Origin of the sequence: Nocardioides limicola, from assembly GCF_016827675.1 — a bacterium.
GTDB lineage: Bacteria > Actinomycetota > Actinomycetes > Propionibacteriales > Nocardioidaceae > Nocardioides > Nocardioides limicola.
Genome location: NZ_JAERJA010000006.1, coordinates 1 through 19,889 on the forward strand (window position 1 = coordinate 1; position 19,889 = coordinate 19,889).

General features: G+C 68.2%; 19 protein-coding genes, 2 tRNA genes and 1 pseudogene. 10 read left to right on the forward strand and 12 right to left on the reverse strand.

The features are described 5' to 3' along the window. Both JKG67_RS12300 and JKG67_RS19230 read left to right on the forward strand, forming a co-directional pair. Positions 1–546: hypothetical protein (locus JKG67_RS12300; protein ID WP_238998386.1), on the forward strand; the 546-nt coding region annotated here is incomplete at its 5' end. Positions 547–631: 85 nt separating this feature from the next. Next, positions 632–1,480: pseudogene (locus JKG67_RS19230) on the forward strand (DDE-type integrase/transposase/recombinase); the annotation flags it as partial. A gap of 274 nt (positions 1,481–1,754) precedes the next feature. Here the strand turns inward: JKG67_RS19230 and JKG67_RS12310 are convergent. From JKG67_RS12310 to dnaN, 11 genes are all read right to left on the reverse strand, one after another. Then, a tRNA-Ala gene (locus JKG67_RS12310) sits at positions 1,755–1,830 on the reverse strand. A 31-nt stretch (positions 1,831–1,861) separates the two neighbouring features. Further along, entirely contained in the window at positions 1,862–1,987 is a 126-nt protein-coding gene (locus JKG67_RS18895) for a DLW-39 family protein (RefSeq protein ID WP_307816539.1), read from the reverse strand. A 64-nt stretch (positions 1,988–2,051) separates the two neighbouring features. Then, positions 2,052–2,128 (reverse strand) — tRNA-Ile (locus tag JKG67_RS12315). A gap of 67 nt (positions 2,129–2,195) precedes the next feature. Beyond that, complete coding sequence (locus JKG67_RS12320) at positions 2,196–2,702, reverse strand: DUF3566 domain-containing protein (protein WP_203337624.1); 507 nt, start codon at positions 2,700–2,702, stop codon at positions 2,196–2,198. Beyond that, positions 2,699–5,239 carry a DNA gyrase subunit A gene (gene gyrA, locus JKG67_RS12325; RefSeq protein ID WP_238998399.1) on the reverse strand — a complete coding sequence of 847 codons (2,541 nt, stop codon included), beginning with the start codon at positions 5,237–5,239 and terminating at the stop codon, positions 2,699–2,701. Before gyrA ends, JKG67_RS12320 begins: the two co-directional genes overlap by 4 nt. A gap of 177 nt (positions 5,240–5,416) precedes the next feature. Next, complete coding sequence (gyrB, locus tag JKG67_RS12330; RefSeq protein WP_307816540.1) at positions 5,417–7,489, reverse strand: DNA topoisomerase (ATP-hydrolyzing) subunit B; 2,073 nt, start codon at positions 7,487–7,489, stop codon at positions 5,417–5,419. Between the two features lie 257 nt (positions 7,490–7,746). Continuing rightward, positions 7,747–8,535, reverse strand: coding sequence for a DUF2189 domain-containing protein (locus JKG67_RS12335; protein ID WP_203337627.1), 789 nt, complete (start codon positions 8,533–8,535; stop codon positions 7,747–7,749). A 216-nt stretch (positions 8,536–8,751) separates the two neighbouring features. Beyond that, the gene (locus tag JKG67_RS18540; protein ID WP_203337628.1) at positions 8,752–9,267 is read right to left on the reverse strand and encodes a DciA family protein; all 516 of its coding nucleotides are present in this window, start codon (positions 9,265–9,267) and stop codon (positions 8,752–8,754) included. Beyond that, a complete protein-coding gene (gene recF, locus JKG67_RS12345) occupies positions 9,264–10,409 on the reverse strand; it encodes a DNA replication/repair protein RecF (protein WP_203337629.1) in 1,146 nt (381 codons plus the stop codon). The genes JKG67_RS18540 and recF overlap by 4 nt, the downstream gene beginning before the upstream one ends. Positions 10,410–10,412: 3 nt before the next feature. After that, positions 10,413–11,300 (reverse strand): phosphogluconate dehydrogenase (NAD(+)-dependent, decarboxylating), encoded by an 888-nt coding sequence (gene gnd / locus JKG67_RS12350; RefSeq protein WP_203337630.1) that lies wholly within the window; start codon positions 11,298–11,300, stop codon positions 10,413–10,415. Positions 11,301–11,332: 32 nt separating this feature from the next. Continuing rightward, a complete protein-coding gene (dnaN, locus tag JKG67_RS12355; RefSeq protein WP_203337631.1) occupies positions 11,333–12,475 on the reverse strand; it encodes a DNA polymerase III subunit beta in 1,143 nt (380 codons plus the stop codon). Between the two features lie 393 nt (positions 12,476–12,868). On the opposite strand from dnaN, the gene JKG67_RS12360 reads away from it, so the two are divergent. Then, the gene (locus JKG67_RS12360) at positions 12,869–13,897 is read left to right on the forward strand and encodes a 5'-3' exonuclease (RefSeq protein WP_307816541.1); all 1,029 of its coding nucleotides are present in this window, start codon (positions 12,869–12,871) and stop codon (positions 13,895–13,897) included. Positions 13,898–13,916: 19 nt separating this feature from the next. On the opposite strand, the gene dnaA is transcribed toward JKG67_RS12360, so the two are convergent. Continuing rightward, positions 13,917–15,353: a chromosomal replication initiator protein DnaA gene (gene dnaA / locus JKG67_RS12365; protein ID WP_372442081.1), complete on the reverse strand. Its 1,437-nt coding sequence runs from the start codon at positions 15,351–15,353 to the stop codon at positions 13,917–13,919. A gap of 412 nt (positions 15,354–15,765) precedes the next feature. Here dnaA and rpmH point away from each other — a divergent pair, with 412 nt between their 5' ends. The 7 genes from rpmH to JKG67_RS12400 all read left to right on the forward strand — a co-directional run bounded on the left by rpmH (position 15,766) and on the right by JKG67_RS12400 (position 19,833). Next, positions 15,766–15,903 (forward strand): 50S ribosomal protein L34, encoded by a 138-nt coding sequence (gene rpmH, locus JKG67_RS12370; RefSeq protein WP_203337632.1) that lies wholly within the window; start codon positions 15,766–15,768, stop codon positions 15,901–15,903. 20 nt (positions 15,904–15,923) lie between these two features. After that, positions 15,924–16,310 (forward strand): ribonuclease P protein component, encoded by a 387-nt coding sequence (gene rnpA, locus JKG67_RS12375; protein WP_203337633.1) that lies wholly within the window; start codon positions 15,924–15,926, stop codon positions 16,308–16,310. Then, positions 16,307–16,543 (forward strand): membrane protein insertion efficiency factor YidD, encoded by a 237-nt coding sequence (gene yidD / locus JKG67_RS12380; protein WP_203337634.1) that lies wholly within the window; start codon positions 16,307–16,309, stop codon positions 16,541–16,543. Before rnpA ends, yidD begins: the two co-directional genes overlap by 4 nt. 49 nt (positions 16,544–16,592) lie before the next feature. Continuing rightward, positions 16,593–17,558, forward strand: a complete 966-nt coding sequence (gene yidC, locus JKG67_RS12385; protein ID WP_372442091.1) for a membrane protein insertase YidC — start codon at positions 16,593–16,595, stop codon at positions 17,556–17,558. A 4-nt stretch (positions 17,559–17,562) separates the two neighbouring features. Further along, positions 17,563–18,045, forward strand: coding sequence for a R3H domain-containing nucleic acid-binding protein (locus tag JKG67_RS12390; RefSeq protein ID WP_203337636.1), 483 nt, complete (start codon positions 17,563–17,565; stop codon positions 18,043–18,045). Between the two features lie 56 nt (positions 18,046–18,101). Beyond that, positions 18,102–18,710, forward strand: a complete 609-nt coding sequence (gene rsmG, locus JKG67_RS12395; protein WP_307816542.1) for a 16S rRNA (guanine(527)-N(7))-methyltransferase RsmG — start codon at positions 18,102–18,104, stop codon at positions 18,708–18,710. 187 nt (positions 18,711–18,897) lie between these two features. Continuing rightward, positions 18,898–19,833 (forward strand): ParA family protein, encoded by a 936-nt coding sequence (locus JKG67_RS12400; RefSeq protein ID WP_307816543.1) that lies wholly within the window; start codon positions 18,898–18,900, stop codon positions 19,831–19,833. The last annotated feature ends 56 nt before the right edge of the window (positions 19,834–19,889 follow it).

Here is a 19,889-nt window from a genome sequence, read left to right on the forward strand (position 1 = left end):
CTCCTCGGCGAGCCGAACCATGTCCGGCTCCCTCACCGCTGGCAACGTCGTACTCTCAGACTCGTGCTCGCTCATGACGTGATGCTCCTTCGACCACGGACCCAGCCCGTGGCATCACGCCGATGCGCTTACACAAAATTCCTGACAGACCCCGGCCAGGAGCAGGACCGCATCAGCAAGGCCCTCGCCAGCATCACCAGCGAGCTCAAGGCCACCGAAGCCGAGTGGGACACCGTCGAGACCAACCTCCAGATGGCCCTCGACCTCGCGACCGACTGCCACGCCGCCTACCTCAGCGCGCCCGAGCACATCCGGCGCATGTTCAACCAGGCGTTCTTCGAACGGATCCTCGTCCTGCCCGACGACAACGACCGCGTCGGCATCCGGCTCGAAGCCGAACTCGCAGAACCGTTCGACACGCTGCTCACCAAAGCAAAGAGGCCCGCCGGTGAAACCAGCGAGCCTCTTGACTCATCAAACTCTTCGGCGGCACTTACTCAGTCCATATGTTTGAGTAGCGCCACCATGGTGGAGCCTAGGGTGTGATCCGTCAGGACATCCCGGACACATCTCTCAAGACATCCCGGACAACTGACCAAGCAGCACATGCACCTACCGGCAGCCTCAGGCCATGTCGAAAGCACGGCTGGTCATCACCGCAGTCGAGATCGAAGGACGAACCGTCACCGAGGTCGCCAACACCTACGCCGTGTCCCGGTCCTGGATCTACGAACTCCTCGCCCGCTACCGCACCGAAGGCGACGCCGCGTTCGAACCCAGATCGCGACGACCACACTCATCGCCCACAGCGATTGACCGGGCCACCGTCGACCTGATCATGCGGATCCGGAAGCAGTTAACCGAGTCCGGACTCGACGCCGGCCCCGACACCATCGCCTGGCACCTCCAACACCGACACCAGGTCACAACCTCGGTCAGCACCGTTGCCCGGACCCTGACCCGCCAGAGCCTGGTCGAACCACAGCCGAAGAAGCGACCCAAATCCTCCTACATCCGTTTCGAAGCCGAACAACCCAACGAGACCTGGCAGTCCGACTTCACCCACTACTGCCTCGCCGGCGACAACGGCCCCGGTCAGGACACCGAGGTCATCACCTGGCTCGACGACCACTCCCGCTACGCACTCCACGTCTCAGCTCACCACCGGATCACCGGCCAGATCGTGCTCGACACATTCACCAAAACCGCAGATCAACACGGGTACCCCGGGTCCGTGCTCACCGACAACGGACTCGTCTACACCACCCGATTCGCCGGCGGCCGAGGCGGCCGCAACGGCCTGGAGTCCGAACTGCAACGCCTCGACATCGTCCAGAAGAACTCCCGACCCAACCACCCCACGACCTGCGGCAAGGTCGAGCGATATCAACAAACGATGAAGAACTGGCTCAGCGCCCAACCCGAGCAACCCACCACCATCGGCGAACTACAGGCGACGATCGACGCCTTCGTCGTGGCCTTCAACCACCACCGCCCGCACCGCTCCCTCACCCACCGAGCGACCCCAGCCACGACCTACCAAGCACGCCCGAACCCAAGTCCTCAAACTCGTCGACGGACTCCACGTCCGCATCATCAACGCCGCCACCGGCGAACTGCTGCGCGAGCTCACCATCGACCCCACCCGCAACTACCAGCCACTCGGCCGACCACCCGGACCACGCCCCGGAAAAACCAGAAGACCGGACCCAAGTTCTGGGTCCGGTCTGTCCGGTATCTCCTGAGAGATCACATGGTGGAGCCTAGGGGACTCGAACCCCTAACCCCCTGCTTGCAAAGCAGGTGCGCTACCAATTGCGCCAAGGCCCCTGGGCCGGCAACGGGGTGCCGGCGGCGGGTGTCAGGCCCGGTCGACGTTGTCGGTGGCCTCGGCCCACAGGGCCTGCTCACGCTTGGACTCGTCGTACTTCTTCCAGGCCACAGCGGCACCGGCGGCCGCGATCAGCAGGACAATGATCTTCTTCACGGCTCTACTCCATCGTCGATGGTGGGTTGCCCGCAGAAGGGGCACCACGGGACGGATCCCGTGCTGGTGGGCCTAACAGGACTTGAACCTGTGACCTCTTCCTTATCAGGGAAGCGCTCTAACCGTCTGAGCTATAGGCCCGCATGAACCGACGGGGAAGATTACCGCAGGTTCCGGTGCGGCGACAAAACGGGGTCGCCGCGAGGACTCAGTCCTCCGCGAGGGTGACTTCGATGCCGCCCAGCAGGGCCGCGGCCATGTTGTACAGGAACGCGGACAAGGTGGCGATCGCGGTCAGCAGGATCACGTCCACCACCGACACCAGCATGGTGAAGCCGAGCACCCGGGTCATCCCGACGTACGACTCGATGTCGAAGTTCGCGCCCTCGTCGCCGCCGATCACGTCCTGGACGGCGGCGTTGATCGAGTCCCAGACCCCGGCCGCGCCCAGCACCGACCAGACGATGAAGACCGACACCACGGTCACCACCGCGAACGCCACCGAGAGCAGGAACGCGGTCTTCATCACCGACCAGGGGTCGATCCTGGTCAGCCGGAGTCGGGCACGCCGCTGCTTGCGGGGACCGTCGACCATCACTGAACCCCTCTCGGCCTCGGCGGCCTCACGCAACTCCGCGGTGGCCTGCGCGAGCTTCTCCTGGACGCGGTTGGCGAACCCGGACCGGATCGCGGTGTCCTCGGGTGCGTCACTCATGATTCCTCGTCTCGTGGCTGGTCGTCGGCGGCCATTGTGGCATCGGCGCCCGAATCGACAGATTCGCCAGCGACCTCCTCGTCAACCTCGTCGGCGACCTTGGCCTCCACCGACCGGGTCACCACGGCCACGCTGTCGCCCTTCTTCGGGGAGACGAACTTGACGCCCTGGGTGGACCGACCGGTGGGCCGGAACTGGTCGTCGATCGGGCTGCGCACCACCTGACCGGCGGCGGTGATGGCGAGCACCTCGTCACCGTCGGTGGCGATGAAGGCACCCACCAGCTGGCCGCGCTCGGTGTTGGCCAGCGACATCGCCTTGATGCCCAGACCGCCCCGCGACTGCAGGCGATACTCCGAGATCCGGCTCCGCTTCGCGAACCCGCCGTCGGTCATCGTGAAGACGTACTGCACGTCCTCGTCGGCGTCCTCGACAGCCGCCTGCGCGGCCCGGATCACCGACATCGACAGCATCGAGTCCTCGTTGCGGAACTTCATCCCCGTGACACCGCCGGTGGCCCGGCCCATCGGCCGCAACTGCGCGTCGTCGGCGTGGAAGCGGATCGCCTGCCCCTTCCGGGAGACCAGCAGGATGTCGTCGTCGGCCGAGACCAGCTCGGCGCCGATCAGCTCATCGGTCTCGGAGCGGAAGTTGATCGCAATGACGCCGGCCTGACGCGGCGAGTTGTAGTCGGCCAACCGCGTCTTCTTGACCAGCCCGTCCCGGGTGGCCAGCACCAGGTAGGGAGCCTGCTCGTAGTCGCGGATCGCCAGCACCTGAGCGATCTGCTCATCCGGCTGGAAGGAGAGCAGCCCCGCCACGTGACCGCCCTTGGCGTCCCGGGAGGACTCGGGCAGGTTGTAGACCTTGGTCCGGTAGACCCGTCCGGCGGTAGTGAAGAAGAGCAGCCAGTGATGGTTGCTGGTGGCCAGCAGGTGCTGCACCACGTCGTCGCCGCGCAGCGCGGCGCCGCGCACCCCCTTGCCGCCCCGCTTCTGGGTGCGATAGGAGTCGGCGCGGGTCCGCTTCGCATACCCGCCGCGAGTGATCGAGACGACCATCTCCTCGTCCGGGATCAGGTCCTCCATGGACAGGTCGCCGTCGGCGGGGATGATCTGGGAGCGCCGGTCGTCGCCGAACTTCTCGACGATCTCGTTGAGCTCCTCGCCGATGATCCGGCGCTGCCGCGACTCGCTGGCCAGGATGTCCTGGAGGTCGGCGATGATCCGCTCCAGCTCGGCGAGCTTGTCGATGATCTTCTGCCGCTCCAGGGCCGCCAGCCGGCGCAGCTGCATCTCCAGGATCGCGTTGGCCTGGAGTTCGTCGATGCCGAGCAGGTTGATCAGCCCGGTGCGGGCCTCCTCCACGTCGGGCGACCGGCGGATCAGCGCGATCACCTCATCCAGCGCATCGAGCGCCTTCACCAGGCCGCGCTGGATGTGCGCGTCCTCCTCGGCCCGGCGTAGCCGGAAGCGGGTCCGCCGCTGGATGACCTCGAGCTGGTGGGTGACCCAGCTGCTGATGAACTGGTCGATGGTCAGGGTGCGCGGCACCCCGTCGACCAGCGCCAACATGTTGGCGGAGAAGTTGGTCTGCAGCTCGGTGTGCTTGAGCAGGTTGTTCAGCACCACCCGGGCGACCGCGTCACGCTTGAGTACGACGACCAGTCGCTGGCCGGTGCGCCCCGACGAGTCGTCGCGGACGTCGGAGATGCCCTGCACCTTGCCGGTGTCGACGAGCATGGCGATCTTCTCGGCCAGGTTGTCGGGGTTGACCATGTAGGGCAGCTCGGTGATCGAGAGGCAGGTGCGGCCCTTGTTGTCCTCGTCGATCTCGATGACCGCCCGCTGGGTGACCGAGCCCCGACCGGTGCGGTAGGCCTGCTCGATGCCCTGGCGGCCCACGATCAGCGCGCCGTTGGGGAAGTCGGGGCCCTTGATCCGCTCGATCAGCGCGTCCTGCAGCTCCTCGCGGGTGGCGTCGGGGTGCTCCAGCGCCCACCGGGCACCGTCGGCGACCTCGCGCAGGTTGTGCGGCGGAATGTTGGTGGCCATCCCGACCGCGATCCCCGCCGACCCGTTGACCAGCAGGTTCGGGTAGCGCGAGGGCAGCACGGTCGGCTCGGTGGAGCGACCGTCGTAGTTGGGCTGGAAGTCGACGGTCTCCTGCTCGATGTCGCGGACCATCTCCAGCGCCAGCGGCGCCATCCGGCACTCGGTGTATCGCATCGCGGCGGCCGCGTCGTTGCCCGGCGAACCGAAGTTGCCCTGCCCCTGCACCAGCGGCGCGCGCATCACCCACGGCTGGGCGAGCCGGACCAGGGTGTCGTAGATCGCCGAGTCGCCGTGCGGGTGGTACTGACCCATCACGTCGCCGACGACGCGCGAGCACTTGGAGAAGCCGCGGTCGGGGCGGTAGCCGCCGTCGTACATCGCGTAGAGCACCCGGCGGTGCACCGGCTTGAGTCCGTCGCGTACGTCGGGCAGGGCCCGGCCCACGATGACCGCCATCGCGTAGTCGATGTAGGCGCGCTGCATGGAGGTCTGCAGCTCGATCGGTTCGATGCGTCCGCCGCTGGGAGTCTCGGTCACGATTGCTCTCTCTGCCTATGTCTAACGGAGTCTAGGGAATGTCGAAGAGTGGTCTCGACAAGCTCGACCGACGAACGCCGCCGGCGTGCGGGGTCTCGACAAGCTCGACCGACGATTGGCTCATCAGATGTCGAGGAAGCGGACGTCTTTAGCGTTGCGCTGGATGAAGGAGCGGCGCTGCTCGACGTCCTCCCCCATCAGCGTCGAGAAGACCTCGTCGGCCTGGGCGGCGTCGTCGAGGGTGACCTGGAGCATCAGCCGCTGCTCGGGGTTCATCGTGGTCTCCCACAGCTCCTCGGCGTTCATCTCGCCGAGACCCTTGTACCGCTGCACCGCGTTCTCCTTGGGCAGCTTCTTGCCCTGGGCGAGACCGTCGCGGGTGAGCGCGTCGCGCTCGGGGTCGGAGTAGACGAACTCGTGCTCGTGCGGCTTGTTCCACCGCAGTCGGTACAGCGGCGGCTGGGCCATGTACACGTAGCCCTGCTCGATCAGCGGCTTCATGAACCGGAACAGCAACGTCAGCAGCAGGGTGTTGATGTGGTGGCCGTCGACGTCGGCGTCGGCCATCAGCACCACCTTGTGGTAGCGCAGCTTCTCCAGCGAGAACTCCTCGTGGATGCCGGTGCCCAGCGCCGAGATGATCGCCTGCACCTCGGTGTTGGCGAGCACCTTGTCGATGCGCGCCTTCTCGACGTTGAGGATCTTGCCGCGGATCGGCAGGATCGCCTGCACCCGCGGGTCGCGGCCCTGCCGGGCGGAGCCGCCGGCGGAGTCACCCTCGACGATGAAGACCTCGCACTCGGCCGGGTTCGTGGACTGGCAGTCCGACAGCTTGCCGGGCAGTCCGCCGCCGCCGAGCAGGCCCTTGCGGTTGCGGGCCAGGTCCCGGGCCTTGCGGGCCGCGATCCGGGCCGACGCCGCCGCCTGAGCCTTCCGGACGATGTCGCGCCCCTCGGCCGGGTTCTGCTCCAGCCAGGCGCCGAGCTGGTCGTTGACCAGCCGTTGCACGAAGCCCTTGGCCTCGGTGTTGCCGAGCTTGGTCTTGGTCTGCCCCTCGAACTGGGGCTCGGCCAGCTTGATCGAGATGATCGCGGTGAGGCCTTCGCGGATGTCGTCGCCGGAGACCCGGTCCTCGCGCTTCTTGATCAGCCCCCACTCCTCGCCCCAGTGGTTCACCAGGGTGGTCAGCGCGGCCCGGAAGCCCTCCTCGTGGGTGCCGCCCTCGTGGGTGTTGATGGTGTTGGCGAAGGTGTGCACCGACTCGGTGAACGAGGTGTTCCACTGCATGGCCACTTCGAGGCTCATGTGGTTCTCGACGGAGTCGGGAGTCTCGTCCTCGAAGGAGATGACCGTCGGGTTCGCCTTGTCCTTGCGCCGGTTCAGGTGCTCGACGTAGTCGACCAGTCCGCGGTCGTAGCGGTAGCGGCTCTCCAGGCCGACCCCCTCGGCCGGGTGCACCTGGTCCTCGCCGTTGTCCGCCTCCGGCTCCAGCCCCTCGGCCACGTCCTCGGCGGTCTGGCGCTCGTCGCGTACGACGATCTCGAGGCCCTTGTTGAGGAAAGCCATCTCCCGGATCCGGGTGGTGATGGTCTCCAGGGAGAAGGTGGTGGACTCGAAGATGTCCTCCGAGGGCCAGAAGGTGACCGTGGTGCCGGTCCCCTCCCCCTCGGCGAGCGGCCGCACCTCTTCGAGGTCGGCGTCGGGGGTGCCGAGTGAGAAGCTCTGCTGCCAGAGCCGGCCCCGGTTGCGCACCTCGACGAGCAGTCGGCTCGACAGCGCGTTCACCACCGAGACGCCGACGCCGTGCAGTCCGCCGGAGACCTTGTAGCCGCCGCCGCCGAACTTGCCGCCGGCGTGCAGGACGGTCAACGCCAAGGTGACGGCGGGGATGGACTGGCCGGGAGCGGTGTCGGTGGGGATGCCGCGGCCGTTGTCCTCGACCCGGACCGCACCGTCGTCGGTGAGGGTGACCACGATCCGGTCGCAGTGTCCGGCCAGGGCCTCGTCGACAGCGTTGTCGACGATCTCCCAGATCAGGTGGTGCAGGCCACGGGCGCCGGTGGAGCCGATGTACATGCCAGGTCGCTTGCGGACCGCTTCGAGGCCCTCCAGGACCTGGATCGCTGACGCGTCGTAGGCGACCTGCTCGGTGGCCTTCGTTGGCTGCTCGTCGGTCACCTGATTGTCGTCGACCACGCGCACTCCGTCCTACTCCCTCGGCGTACCGCCGCACGAGCGCGCAGCGGACATGGAACGGGTCGCAACCGGGGGTTATGCCGCGTTGCGACCTCGTGGGCCATGATACCCCGCAGAGGGCCTCAGAACACGCTCGTGCGTCCCCAGGGCAGGGTCGAAACATGCCCTGTGAGCTCTATTTGGCCCGTTGCGGCCGTTTTCGCGCGTTCGAGGTGCTCGTGTGGGGTGCCCCTTGCACCCCACACGAGCATCCTGAGTCAGGCGGCGATCGGCTCGTTGTGCAGTGAGCGGAACGCGTACGCCGTCAACAGCGTGCCGATCGGGATGGCCGCGATCAGGCCCACCAGGCACAGGATGGCGCCGACGATGGTGACCGCCAGCACGCACAGGTAGACCAGCAGGACCTGGACGAAGTTGTCCTTGACGAAGTTGAAGCTGGCCTTGATCGCCTCGACCGCGGTCAGGTTGCGGTCACCCACGAAGTGCAGGGTGTAGGAGGTGAAGAAGTAGAACACGATGCCCGGCAGCACGCAGAGCAGCAGGCCGATGGTGCCGCCGATGGCGATCAGCACCGCGGCCACGAAGACCTGCACGAGCTGGTCGGTGCGGAACATGCTGGCCGCCGTCACCGGTCGGCCGGCGGTGATGTCGAGGGCGGACCGGATCATGCCGGCCATGATCAGCATCGCGACCAGGTTGACGACCAGTCCGATGACGCCGTTGACCAGGTTCGTGGCGATGAAGCCGAGGCCGCCGCTGGTCACCCAGCGGCCGGTCTCCATGTCGAAGACCAGCGTGGGGTTGCTCATCGAGCTGATCACCGCCTGGACGATGCCGCCGAAGACCAGCACACCGAAGATGGCCAGGCCCGCGATCACGAACGGACCGAGGTTGGCCTGGAACTTCTCGAAGGCGTACTTGAACGCCGCACCGATGTCCACGCTCGGGCCCGGTGCCCCGGCCGGCGGGGGCGGCGGCGCCCCGTAGCCCGGCGGCGGCGGGGGTGGCTGGTTCGGGGGCTCGTTGGGTGGCTCGTTGGTGCTCATCGGATCCCTCCTGATCGTCTTGCCGAGTCAAGTGATGACAAAGATGTGTCGTCACCGCACTGCAGCCTAGCGGTGAACGGTGTTCGTTGGGGCGGATCGGGTGCCGGGGGTGCGGGGTCTCGACAAGCTCGACCAACGAATCCACACCACCCGGCGACCAACGTGCTCGGCATGGCGTCGGCCGTAGGCGGCAGTCTCAGCCGTAGGCGTCAGGCGTCAGCCGTAGGTGTCGCGGGGGCCGCGGCCGTCGCGCACCGACCGGGGGCCCTTCTTCCAGGTCGGCCCGTGCGGGCCGAGGACCTCGATGAAGGTGACCGTGTCGTGGCCGAGCTCGGTGTTGAGGCGCTTGAGCAGCGTCGGGGCCAGCAGCCGCAACTGGGTGGCCCAGGCGGTGGAGTCGGTGCGCACCGACAACCGGCCCTCGGCGAAGGACTCCGGCGTGCAGTGGGTGGCGATGTCGTCACCGACCAGCTCCGCCCACCGGCCGAAGACCCCGTGCACTTTCAGGTCGACGGTCCAGCCGTGCTCGGTGACCAGCCGGCCGAGCACGTTGTCGAGCAGCTGCGGGTCGCGATCGTCCGGATGCGCCCCGGACGCCTCCGCGGGGGCGGCCCTGCGACGCCGTCCCCGACGGCCCCGGGCCCGGGAGGTGACCTGGAGCCGGGACACAGCGCGGGCCTGGGCGCGGGCGAAGTCGAGTCCGTCCGGGGTCGGCTCCTCCGGTTCGGTCACTGGCGGCGCACCTCCCCTGCGGAGACCTCGTAGCGCACCGCGTCCAGCTGCATCGGTACGTCGTCGGGCACTGCGGCCGTGACCAGCACCTGCTCGGTGCCGAGCACACGGTCGGCGAGTCGGTCCCGCCGGCCCTGGTCGAGCTCGGCGAAGACGTCGTCCAGGATCAGGATCGGGTCTTCGCCCTCATCGCGCAACAGGTCGTAGGAGGCCAGCCGCAGCGCGAGCGCGAACGACCACGACTCTCCGTGCGAGGCGTAGCCCTTCACCGGCAGCTCGAGCTGGCCGTCGCCCAGGGTCAGCAGCCACTCGTCGCGGTGCGGTCCGACCAGGGTGATGCCCCGATCCAGCTCGTCGCGGCGCCGCTCCTCGAGCGCGGCCTGGATCGCCGCGGCCACGCCGGCGATCTCCCGGGGCGACTCGGCCTCATCCTCGGCCCAGGACGGCCGGTAGCTGGTGCGCGCCTGCGACCGGTGCACCCCGTCGGCCACGTCGGCGTACGCCGCGATCAGGTACGGCGCCAGGTCCTCGTCCAGTTGCAGCCGGGCTGCGGTCAGTTCGGCACCGAACGCCACCAGATGCTCGTTCCACAGATCCAGGGTGGACTCGGCCGCCTCCCGGGCCGCCCGGTTGCTGCGGGCGCTGCGCAGCAGCGAGTTGCGTTGCTTCAGCACCCGGTCGTAGTCCGCGCGCACCCCGGCCAGCCGCGGCGTACGGAGCACCAACAGGTCGTCGAGGAAGCGGCGCCGCATCGACGGGTCGCCCTTGACCAGGGCCAGGTCGTCGGGGGCGAAGACGACGGTGCGGACCAGGCCGATCAGGTCGCGTGGCCGAGGCAGCGCGGCCCGGTTGATCCGGGCCCGGTTGGCGCGCCCCGGGTTGAGCTCGACCTCCAGGGTGGCGGTCCGGCCCTCCTTGACCACGGCGGCGCGCACCAGCGCCTGCTCGGCACCGGCACGCACCAGAGGCGCATCGCTGGCGACCCGATGCGAGGCCAGCCGCGACAGGTAGTCGATCGCCTCGACCAGGTTGGTCTTGCCCTGGCCGTTGCGGCCCAGGAAGGCCGACCGGCCGGGCTCCAGCGCCAGGTCGAGGTCCCCGTAGGAACGGAAGTCGTGCAGGGTCAGGTGCGCGATGTGCATGCGCTACGACGAGTCGCCCTCGGTGCGCACCGCGTGGCCACCGAACTGGTTGCGCATCGCGGCGATCGCCTTCATCGCCGGGCTGTCGTCCTGCCGGGAGGTGAACCGGGCGAACAGGGAGGCGGCGATGGTGGGCAGCGGCACCGCATGCTCGATGCCCGCCTCGACCGTCCACCGACCCTCGCCCGAGTCCTCGGCGTAGCCGCGGATGCTGGCCAGATCCGGCTCGGCGTCCAGCGCGTTGACGAAGAGATCCAGCAGCCAGGACCTGATCACGGTCCCCTCCCGCCAGGAGGCGAAGACCTCGGGCACGTTGTCGACCATGTCGACCTTCTGCAGCAGCTCCCAGCCCTCGGCGTAGGCCTGCATCATCGCGTACTCGATGCCGTTGTGGACCATCTTGGAGAAGTGCCCGGCGCCCACCGACCCGGCGTGCACCGCACCCAGGTCGCCGGGGGGCTTGAGGGCGTCGAACGCCGGCTGCACCTTGGCCACGTCGGCGGCGTCGCCGCCGTACATCAGGGCGTAGCCGTTCTCCAGACCCCAGACCCCGCCGGACACTCCGCAGTCGACGTAGCCGATCTCCCGCTCGGCCAGCAGCCGGGCGTGCTCGAGGTCGTCGGTCCAGCGGGAGTTGCCGCCGTCGACGACCACGTCACCGGCGGCGAGCAGGTCGGCGAGCTCGGCGACCGTGCTGCGGGTCGGATCACCGGCGGGCACCATCACCCAGACCACCCGCGGTGCCGGCAGGGCAGCCACCAGGGCGGCGAGCGAGTCGACATCGGCCAGCTCCGGGTCATGGTCGAAGCCGACGACACTATGCCCGGCGCGGCGCAGCCGCTCCGCCATGTTGCCGCCCATCTTGCCCAAGCCGATGAGTCCGATGTGCATGAGGTGCGCTCCTGAGGTGAGCCGTGGCGGGGTCAGGACAACAGTCTGCGGGGCATCAGCAAGTACTTGAACCCCGGATCCTCGGAGCCGTCGCTGGGGATGCCGCGCATCACCACCGGCTTCGACGCCTGGGTGAAGGCCAGCTCGACCACCGGCTCGTCAACCGCGTTCAGCCCCTCGAGCAGGAACGAGTGGTTGAAGCCGGTGGTCAACTCGGCGCCGCTGATGTCGGCCGCCACCTGCTCGGTGGCCTGGGCCTGGTCACCGGAGCCGGCATCGAGGGTGACGCCGCCGTCACCGAAGGCGAGCTGGACCGCGGTGTTGCGTTCGGCGACCAGCGCGACGCGCTTGACCGACTCGATCAGCGCGGCCTTGTCGACCAGGGCGGTGGTCAGGTGCTCGGCCGGGAAGAGGCTGCGGACCTTGGGGAACTCCCCGTCCAGCAGGCGGGTGGTGGTACGACGTACGCCGCCGGGGCCGGCGCCCTCGAAGCCGATGATGCCCTCGCCCGCGGCGCTTCCGGACAGCGAGATGGTCACCTCGCTGCCCGAGGTGAGCGACTTGGCGGTGCCCTCCAGAACCTTCGCCGGGACCAGCGCGGCCGCGGACTCGTCCGGGGAGTGCGGGTTCCACTCCAGCTCGCGGTGGGACAACCGGAACCGGTCGGTGGCCAGCAGCGAGATCGTGGAGCCGCTGATCTCGATCCGGACCCCGGTCAGCACCGGCAGCATGTCGTCGCGGCCCGCGGCGGTCACCGCCTGGCTGACGGCGTGGGCGAAGAGCTGGCTGTCCACGGTGCCGGTGGCGGCCGGCATCGGCGGCAGCGTCGGGTAGTCCTCGACCGGGATGGTCTGCAGGCTGAACCGGGCCGAGCCACAGGTCAGCGAGACGCGGGGACCCTCGAGCACCATCTCGACCGGCTTGTCGGGCAGGCTGCGGCAGATCTCGGAGAGCAGCTTGCCGCTGACCAGGGCGCGGCCCTCCTCGCTGACCTCGGCGGCCAGCGTGGCGCGGGCGGAGGTCTCGAAGTCGAAGGCGGACAGCACCAGGCCCTGATCACCGGCCTCGATGAGCATGCCGGCCAGCGCCGGTGAGCTCGGGGCTCGCAACGGCAGGGTGCGCGCTGCCCAGGTGACAGCATCGGCGAGAACGTCACGGTCGACGCGGAACTTCACGTGGCCTCCATGGTCGTGAACTTCAAGTCTGGTCCGGGACGGGCCCCGGGGTGAGCATCCTGCCACGTGTCGGCTCCGCACCACAGGGGTGCGGGGGGCGAGAGCGGGTTATCCCCAGGAGTGGGCCGGTTCGAATTGCACGAGTTTTGTGAGTTGTAGATGGGTTATGAGTGGTCATAGCAACGGTGGAAACTGTGGACAACCCCTGTCCGTGCAGGTCAGAGCCGATTTCTTCGTGCACAGGGGGTGTGTGTCGAGCGTGGGAGGAGTGACGCCGGCATGTGGGTCCACGTCGTCGGTCGACGCCGGGTGGCTGGTCATCCACACGATGTCCCCCGCCGATGCACAGGCGAGTGAACAGGGTGGAACCACAGATTCGCGGGGCGATCTGGTGTGGCGAACTACGATGACGCCATCACCATGACGTCCGATGCCCGCAAACTCCTCCTCGTCGTCGACGCGCCGTCGCTGCTGCACCGCAACCACCACGCCCGGGCGCACACTCGGATCACCGACCGCTCGGGCAGGCCGGCCTGGGCCCTGCACGGGATGCTGCGGCAGATCATCGAGTCGATCGAGCAGTTCGCCCCGGACGCGGTGATCTTCGGGCTCGACGACCGCACCGCGTCTGTGCGCCGGGACCGCTACCCCGACTACAAGGCCGGCCGCGCCGAGAAGGACCCGGCGCTCGTCGACCAGCTCGAGCGCGCCGGCGCCCTGCTCGACGCGCTCGGCCTGGCCACGCTCACCCCGCCGGGGCTGGAGGCTGACGACGTGAACGCGTCCGGCGCCGCCTGGGCGGTCCGGCACGACTGGAACTGCGTGATCATCACCTCCGACCGGGACGCATTCGCCTGCCTCAGCGACCACACCCAGGTGCTGCGCCTGATCAACGGCGGCATCAACGGGTCACCGCTGCTGAACCCCGCCCGTCTCTTCGCGATGTACGGGGTCGCCGCGCACCACTACCTCGACTACGCCGCGCTGCGCGGCGATGCCAGCGACAACCTGCCCGGCGTCTCCGGCCTCGGGGAGAAGTCCGCGGCCGCGCTGCTCGCAGCCGCCGGCTCCATGCAGGCGGTCTGGGCCGACATCGAGCACGACCAGGGACGCGCGGTCACCGCCGCCCTGGACGCGTTGGCGCAGGAGAACGGCGTACGCCGGATGGGGTCCACGGTGGTGCGGCGGCTGCGGGCGCCGGGCGCCCGGGAGCGCTACGAGTTCAACGTGGAGATGATGCGCGGCCACGAGGAGCTCGACCTGGGACTGACCCCGGAGATCCCCGGCACCCCCGGGCTGCTGCCGCTCGACATCGACCGGGTCAGCCGGGTGCTCGGGTTCCTCAACGTCGAAGCCACCACCGCGCTCGCGGTCCGGGTGCTCACCGGCGACCCGGCCTCGGCGGCCCGGCTGCGCAGCTGAGCGTTCGTCAGGGGGTTCGTCAGGACTGGCGGGCCTGCAGCTTGATCCGGTTGGTCAGTTCGCTGACCTGGTTGAAGACCGAGCGCCGTTCGGCCAGCAGCTGGTTGATCTTGCGGTCGGCGTACATCACCGTGGTGTGGTCCCGGTTGCCGAACTGGGCGCCGATCTTGGGCAGCGACAGGTCGGTCAGTTCGCGGCACAGGTACATCGCGATCTGGCGGCCCTGGACCAGGTGCCGGCCGCGGCTCGGGCCGGTCAGGTCCTCGATGCTGACGCCGAAGTAGGCGGCCGTCTGGGCGATGATCAGCGCCGCGGTGATCTCCGGCTCGCCGCCCTCGGGGATCAGGTCCTTCAGCACGATCTCGGCCAGCGTCAGATCGACCTCCTGGCGGTTCAGGTTGGCGAACGCGGTGACCCGGATCAGCGCCCCCTCGAGCTCGCGGATGTTGGTCTGGATCTTGCTGGCGATGAACTCGAGCACGTCGGCCGGGGCCGAGAGCCGGTCCATCGCGGCCTTCTTCTGCAGGATCGCGATCCGGGTCTCCAGGTCGGGAGGCTGGACGTCGGTGATCAGACCCCACTCGAACCGGTTGCGGAGCCGATCCTCCAGGGCCTCGAGCCGCTTGGGTGCCCGGTCCGAGGTGAGCACGATCTGCTTGTTCGCGTTGTGCAGCGTGTTGAAGGTGTGGAAGAACTCCTCCTGGGTCTGGGTCTTGCCCTCCAGGAACTGGATGTCGTCGATGAGCAGGACGTCGACATCGCGGTAGCGGCGCTTGAACCGATCCTGCCGGTCGTCACGGATCGCGTTGATGAACTCGTTGGTGAACTCCTCGCTGGAGACGTAGCGCACCTTGGCGCCGGCGTACAGGGAGCGCACGTAGTGGCCGATGGCGTGCAGCAGGTGGGTCTTGCCCAGACCGGAGTCGCCGTAGACCAGCAGCGGGTTGTAGGCCTTGCCGGGCGCCTCGGCGACGGCGACGGCCGCGGCGTGCGGGAACCGGTTCGAGGAGCCGATGACGAAGGTCTCGAAGGTGTACTTCGGGTTGAGCCTGGTCTCCAGGGCGCTGGCCTTGGCGGCGGGATCGCCTCCGGCCGGGTCCTCCCCCAACCCAGTAAAGTCAATTTGTTGATTTGTCGATATATCTACAACAGGGGCCGGGGGTGGCGGGGTGGGTGCCGCGTCGGGCTCCAGCGCCGGGTTGATGGTGACCGCGATCCGGATCTCTCGACCGAAGGCATCCGAGAGCGCATCCTCGAGCTGGCCGCGCAGCCGACCCTCGATCTGACCGCGGGTGAAGTCGTTGGCGACCGCGATGATCGCGGTGCTCTCGTGCAGGGTCACCGGCTGGCTGGCGCGCAGCCAGGCGCGCTGATGGGCCTGCAGGTCGGCGATCACCTGGTCCCAGGCCTCGGCGATGCCGATCGATGACTCGTCTGTGCCTGGAATGTCGGTCACGCCTGTTCCTCCTCGGGTGGGTGTCCACAGTTTTGTCCACAGGTTGTGAACTGACCCGCGAGGGTGGTCAGGTCCCCGCTGCGACCTGGCCCCCGTACACCGGCTGACCGTGACGTTCTCCCAGTTCAGCACGGCATTGGGCACCGTATGTCCCGAGCCCTGCTCCGGGTGATCCGGTCGGTGTGGGCCGGTTCCGGTTCAGCCTCGGTGAACCGGAAACATAACTCCCGGCGCACCTGTGGATCAACCCTTCATCCACAGGGCGTGCCTGCGACCACTGGCACAGGTTTCGTGAGTTTGACCCGGATTGCCGGCACCGCGTACCGTTGCAAGGTCGCCCACCGCCTGTCCGCGCCGGATTCGAGTGCTGGTGGGCCGCCAGACTTCGAACCCGATCGAATACGAGGATGCCGTGAGCAAGCGTACGTACCAGCCGAACAACCGTCGTCGTCACAAGGTGCACGGCTTCCGTCTCCGGATGCGGACCCGTGCCGGCCGCGCGATCATGAACTCGCGTCGCCGCAAGGGCCGCAAGTCGCTGACTGTCTGACTCGGCGTCGACGCGGTCTCGTGCTGCCCCGTGCACACCGCGTGGTGTCCGGTGACGATTTCTCGTTCGCCGTACGCCGTGGGCAGCGCGCCGGAACGGATTCACTGGTCGCCCATGTGGCCGCAGGTGGCGCCAGCCCCAGCGCCCTGGAGCCGGCCCGGATCGGTTTCGTGGTCAGCCGCGCCGTCGGCGGATCTGTGGTCCGCAACCGCGTGAAGCGACGGCTCCGGCACCTGGTCGCGTCCCGACTGGCGGTGCTGCCGGCCGGGATCGTGGTGGTGATCCGGGCGTTGCCGGCCTCGGCAGCGATGTCCTCGGAGCAACTGGCCGGGGATCTTGACTCTGCCCTGGACCGCGCGATCGACCGGTTGGGGTCGCCCGTGCGGCCTAGCAGCGCCGCCTCATGAAGTATCTGCTGATCGGCTTCCTGCGGCTCTACCGAGCGTTCATCAGTCCCCTGTACGGCCAGGTCTGCCGCTATCACCCGTCCTGTTCGGCGTACGCCCTGGAGGCCGTGCAGGTGCACGGTAGTCTCCGTGGTGGTTGGTTCGCCGTTCGACGCCTCGGACGCTGTCATCCGTGGGCCCCCGGGGGCTACGACCCCGTCCCTCCGCGCCGCTCCAGTGGCGCCACCACCTGAAGGAGCTTCTGCGTTGTTCGAGTTCTTCGGCGCCATCGGCGGGTTCATCATGACGCCGCTGTACTACCTGGTGTCGTTCATCATGGTGTTGTTCCACCGTCTGCTCACCGACGTGATGGGACTGGACCCGGACGGCGGTCTCTCCTGGACCCTGGCCATCGTCGGCCTGACGCTCGTCATCCGTACGCTGTTGATCCCGCTCTTCGTGAAGCAGATCAAGTCGTCGCGGAACATGCAGCTCATCCAGCCGCGGGTCAAGGAGCTGCAGAAGAAGTACGGGCACGACAAGGAGCGGCTCGCCCAGGAGACGATGAAGCTCTACCGCGACACGGGCACCAACCCGTTCGCCTCCTGCCTGCCGATCCTGCTGCAGATGCCGATCTTCTTCGCGCTGTTCCGGATGATCGACCAGGCCGCCCGGCACCACCGCGGCAAGGGAGTCCTCACCGACGCCCAGGCCACCCAGTTCCAAGAGGCTGAGCTGCTCGGCGTACCGATCTCGCAGACGTTCATCGGTGCCGGCGGCCAGATCGGCGTGATGGTGATGGCCGCGGTCCTGGTGCTCGCGATGACCGCCACCACCTTCCTCACCCAGCGTCAGCTGATGAGCAAGAACATGCCCCCGGACGCACTGACCGGGCCGTACGCGCGCCAGCAGAAGATGCTGCTCTACGTGCTGCCGCTGGTCTTCGCCGTCGGTGGTGTCGCCTTCCCGATCGGCGTGTTGGTCTACTGGACCACCTCGAACCTGTGGACGATGTGCCAGCAGTTCTACGTGATCCGGAACAACCCCGCTCCGAACACCGCCGCGGCGGCTGCCAAGGAGGCCCGGGACCGGGTCAAGGCCCACAAGAAGGGCAAGAAGACCCCCGCCGAGCTGGCTGAGGAAGAGGAGCGGCTCAAGGCCGAGGAGGAGGCCGCCAGCAAGCCGGCCCGCCAGCAGCCGAAGAAGCAGCCGCGCGCAGCGCGCAAGGGCGGCAAGTCAGGCAAGAACCCCCAGAACAGGAAGAAGTAGAACGGTGACGGAGAACGTGGTCGAGGCCGATTCGGTGCAGCAGTTGGAGCGCGAGGGCGACATCGCCGCTGACTACCTCGAAGAGTTGTTGGACATCGCCGACCTCGACGGTGACCTGGACATCGACGTGGACGGCGACCGCGCATCGGTCTCCATCGTGGGCGCGGACCTGAGCCAGTTGGTCGGGCGCGACGGCGAGGTTCTCGAGGCGCTGCAGGAGCTCGCGCGGCTGGCCGTGCACCGGGAGACGGGCGAGCGGTCCCGGCTGATGCTCGACATCTCCGGGCACCGGGCGCAGAAGCGGGCTTCCCTCGAGGAGTTGGCCAAGGAGGCCATCGAGCGTGCGCGGGCCGAGGGCGAGCGGATCTCGCTGGCGCCGATGAGCCCGTTCGAGCGCAAGGTGGTGCACGACGTGGTGGCGGCCGCAGGCCTGACCTCGGAGTCCGAGGGCGCTGAGCCGAACCGGCACGTCGTCATCGTGCCGTGAGTGTCGACGCCTGAGTCTTGATGACCCCTGTTTCACGTGAAACATCTCCCCCGGCGGTGGCCGAGACGCTCTTCGGCGATCGGCTCCCGCTGGCGGTGGAGTACGCCGAGTGGCTGAGCGGCCCGGGCGTGGAGCGCGGCCTGATCGGTCCACGCGAGACGCCGCGCCTGTGGGAGCGCCACATCCTCAACTGCGCCCTGCTCGGTGACCTGGTGCCGACCGGTGCTTCGGTGTGTGACGTCGGCTCCGGTGCCGGCCTGCCGGGTCTGGTGCTGGCGATCCTGCGGCCCGACGTCGAAGTGACGTTGGTCGAGCCGCTGCTGCGTCGGACCACGTTCCTCGACGAGGTGGTCTCGGCCCTCTCCCTCCAGGTGGAGGTGATCCGGGGTCGGGCCGACGTGCTGCACGGTGCCCGGACCTTCGACGTGGTCACCTCGCGTGCGGTGGCCCGGTTGCCCAAACTGCTCGCCTGGTCGATGCCGTTGGTGGCGCGCGGTGGCGCGCTGGTGGCTCTGAAGGGCGCGTCGCTGCCCGAGGAGATCACCGAGGCGTCGGGGGCGGTGCGTAGCATGGGCTTGAAGCAGCCCGAGGTCGTGGTGTTGGAGTATCCCGGGATTGAATCCACGACAGCCGTTCGTGTGGCTTGGAAGGCTTCCCGCCGGTAGGTTGTACCTCTGCATCCGTGCGGGGTAGCCAGAGTTATCCACCGATGAGAATCGGTCTCTGAGCGTGGTTGTCCACAGGTGGGGCGGTTTCATCCACAGGATGGCGGCGCTCGACGCGGGTGGTGTGAGGACGTGGCTGGACACAAGTGAGAGTGAGTTGAACGTGGTTTCACGTGAAACATGGGCCGTGCGGACGGCCGGAGATCGAGCCGACGAACCCACCCCGCTGGTCGATGCGAGCACTCCCCTGGCCCAGGCCGCCGAGCACTCGGTGTTGATCCGTCGCGGCTTCCAGAGTGGCAGTCCGCTGCCCCGCCCGGAACGCACTCGGGTCTTCGTGGTGGCGAACCAGAAGGGTGGCGTCGGGAAGACCACGAGCACGGTCAACCTCGCCGCCGCGCTGGCACATCTGGGCCAGCGGGTTCTGGTGATCGACCTGGACCCCCAGGGCAACGCCTCCACGGCGCTGGCCATCGAGCACCGACGCGGAGTGCCCTCGACGTACGACCTCCTGGTGGACGGGCGGCCTCTGACCGAGGTCATCCAGCCCTGCCCCGATGTGCCCGGACTGGATGTGGTCCCCTCGACGATCGACCTGGCCGGCGCCGAGATCGAACTCGTCAGCGTGGTGGCCCGGGAGAGCCGACTGAGCAAGGCCATCGTCGCCCATCCACGCGTCGGCGGTCCCGAGGCCGGCGAGGATCGCTACGACTACGTGCTGATCGACTGCCCCCCCTCACTGGGCCTGCTCACCCTGAACGCCCTGGTGGCCGGCCAGGAGATGCTGATCCCGATCCAGGCCGAGTACTACGCCCTGGAGGGGCTGGGTCAACTGATCGAGACGGTCGAGATGGTCCGCAAGCACCTGAACCCGGCGTTGTGGGTCTCCACCATCCTGGTCACCATGTACGACGCCCGGACCCGGCTGGCCGCCGGCGTCGCCGACGAGGTGCGTTCGCACTTCGGTGATCAGGTCCTCAAGACCACCATCCCCCGGTCGGTGCGCGTCTCCGAGGCGCCGTCGTACGCCCAGACCGTGATGACCTACGACCCGGGTTCGCCGGGCGCACTGAGCTACCTCGAGGCAGCGCGCGAGATCGTGACCAAGGAAGGGCGCAAGTGAGCAACAAGCAGCGAGGCCTCGGTCGTGGACTGGGCGCCCTGATCCCGACGGCGCCA

Excerpts from the sequence above, each read along its gene's own strand:
- JKG67_RS12320 (WP_203337624.1), bottom strand. The coding sequence starts at position 2,702 with ATGAGTGACGCACCCGAGGACACCGCGATCCGGTCCGGGTTCGCCAAC.
- gyrA (WP_238998399.1), bottom strand. The coding sequence starts at position 5,239 with ATGCAGCGCGCCTACATCGACTACGCGATGGCGGTCATCGTGGGCCGG.
- JKG67_RS12335 (WP_203337627.1), bottom strand. The coding sequence starts at position 8,535 with ATGAGCACCAACGAGCCACCCAACGAGCCCCCGAACCAGCCACCCCCG.
- recF (WP_203337629.1), bottom strand. The coding sequence starts at position 10,409 with ATGCACATCGCGCACCTGACCCTGCACGACTTCCGTTCCTACGGGGAC.
- gnd (WP_203337630.1), bottom strand. The coding sequence starts at position 11,300 with ATGCACATCGGACTCATCGGCTTGGGCAAGATGGGCGGCAACATGGCG.
- yidD (WP_203337634.1), top strand. The coding sequence starts at position 16,307 with ATGAAGTATCTGCTGATCGGCTTCCTGCGGCTCTACCGAGCGTTCATC.
- yidC (WP_372442091.1), top strand. The coding sequence starts at position 16,593 with ATGACGCCGCTGTACTACCTGGTGTCGTTCATCATGGTGTTGTTCCAC.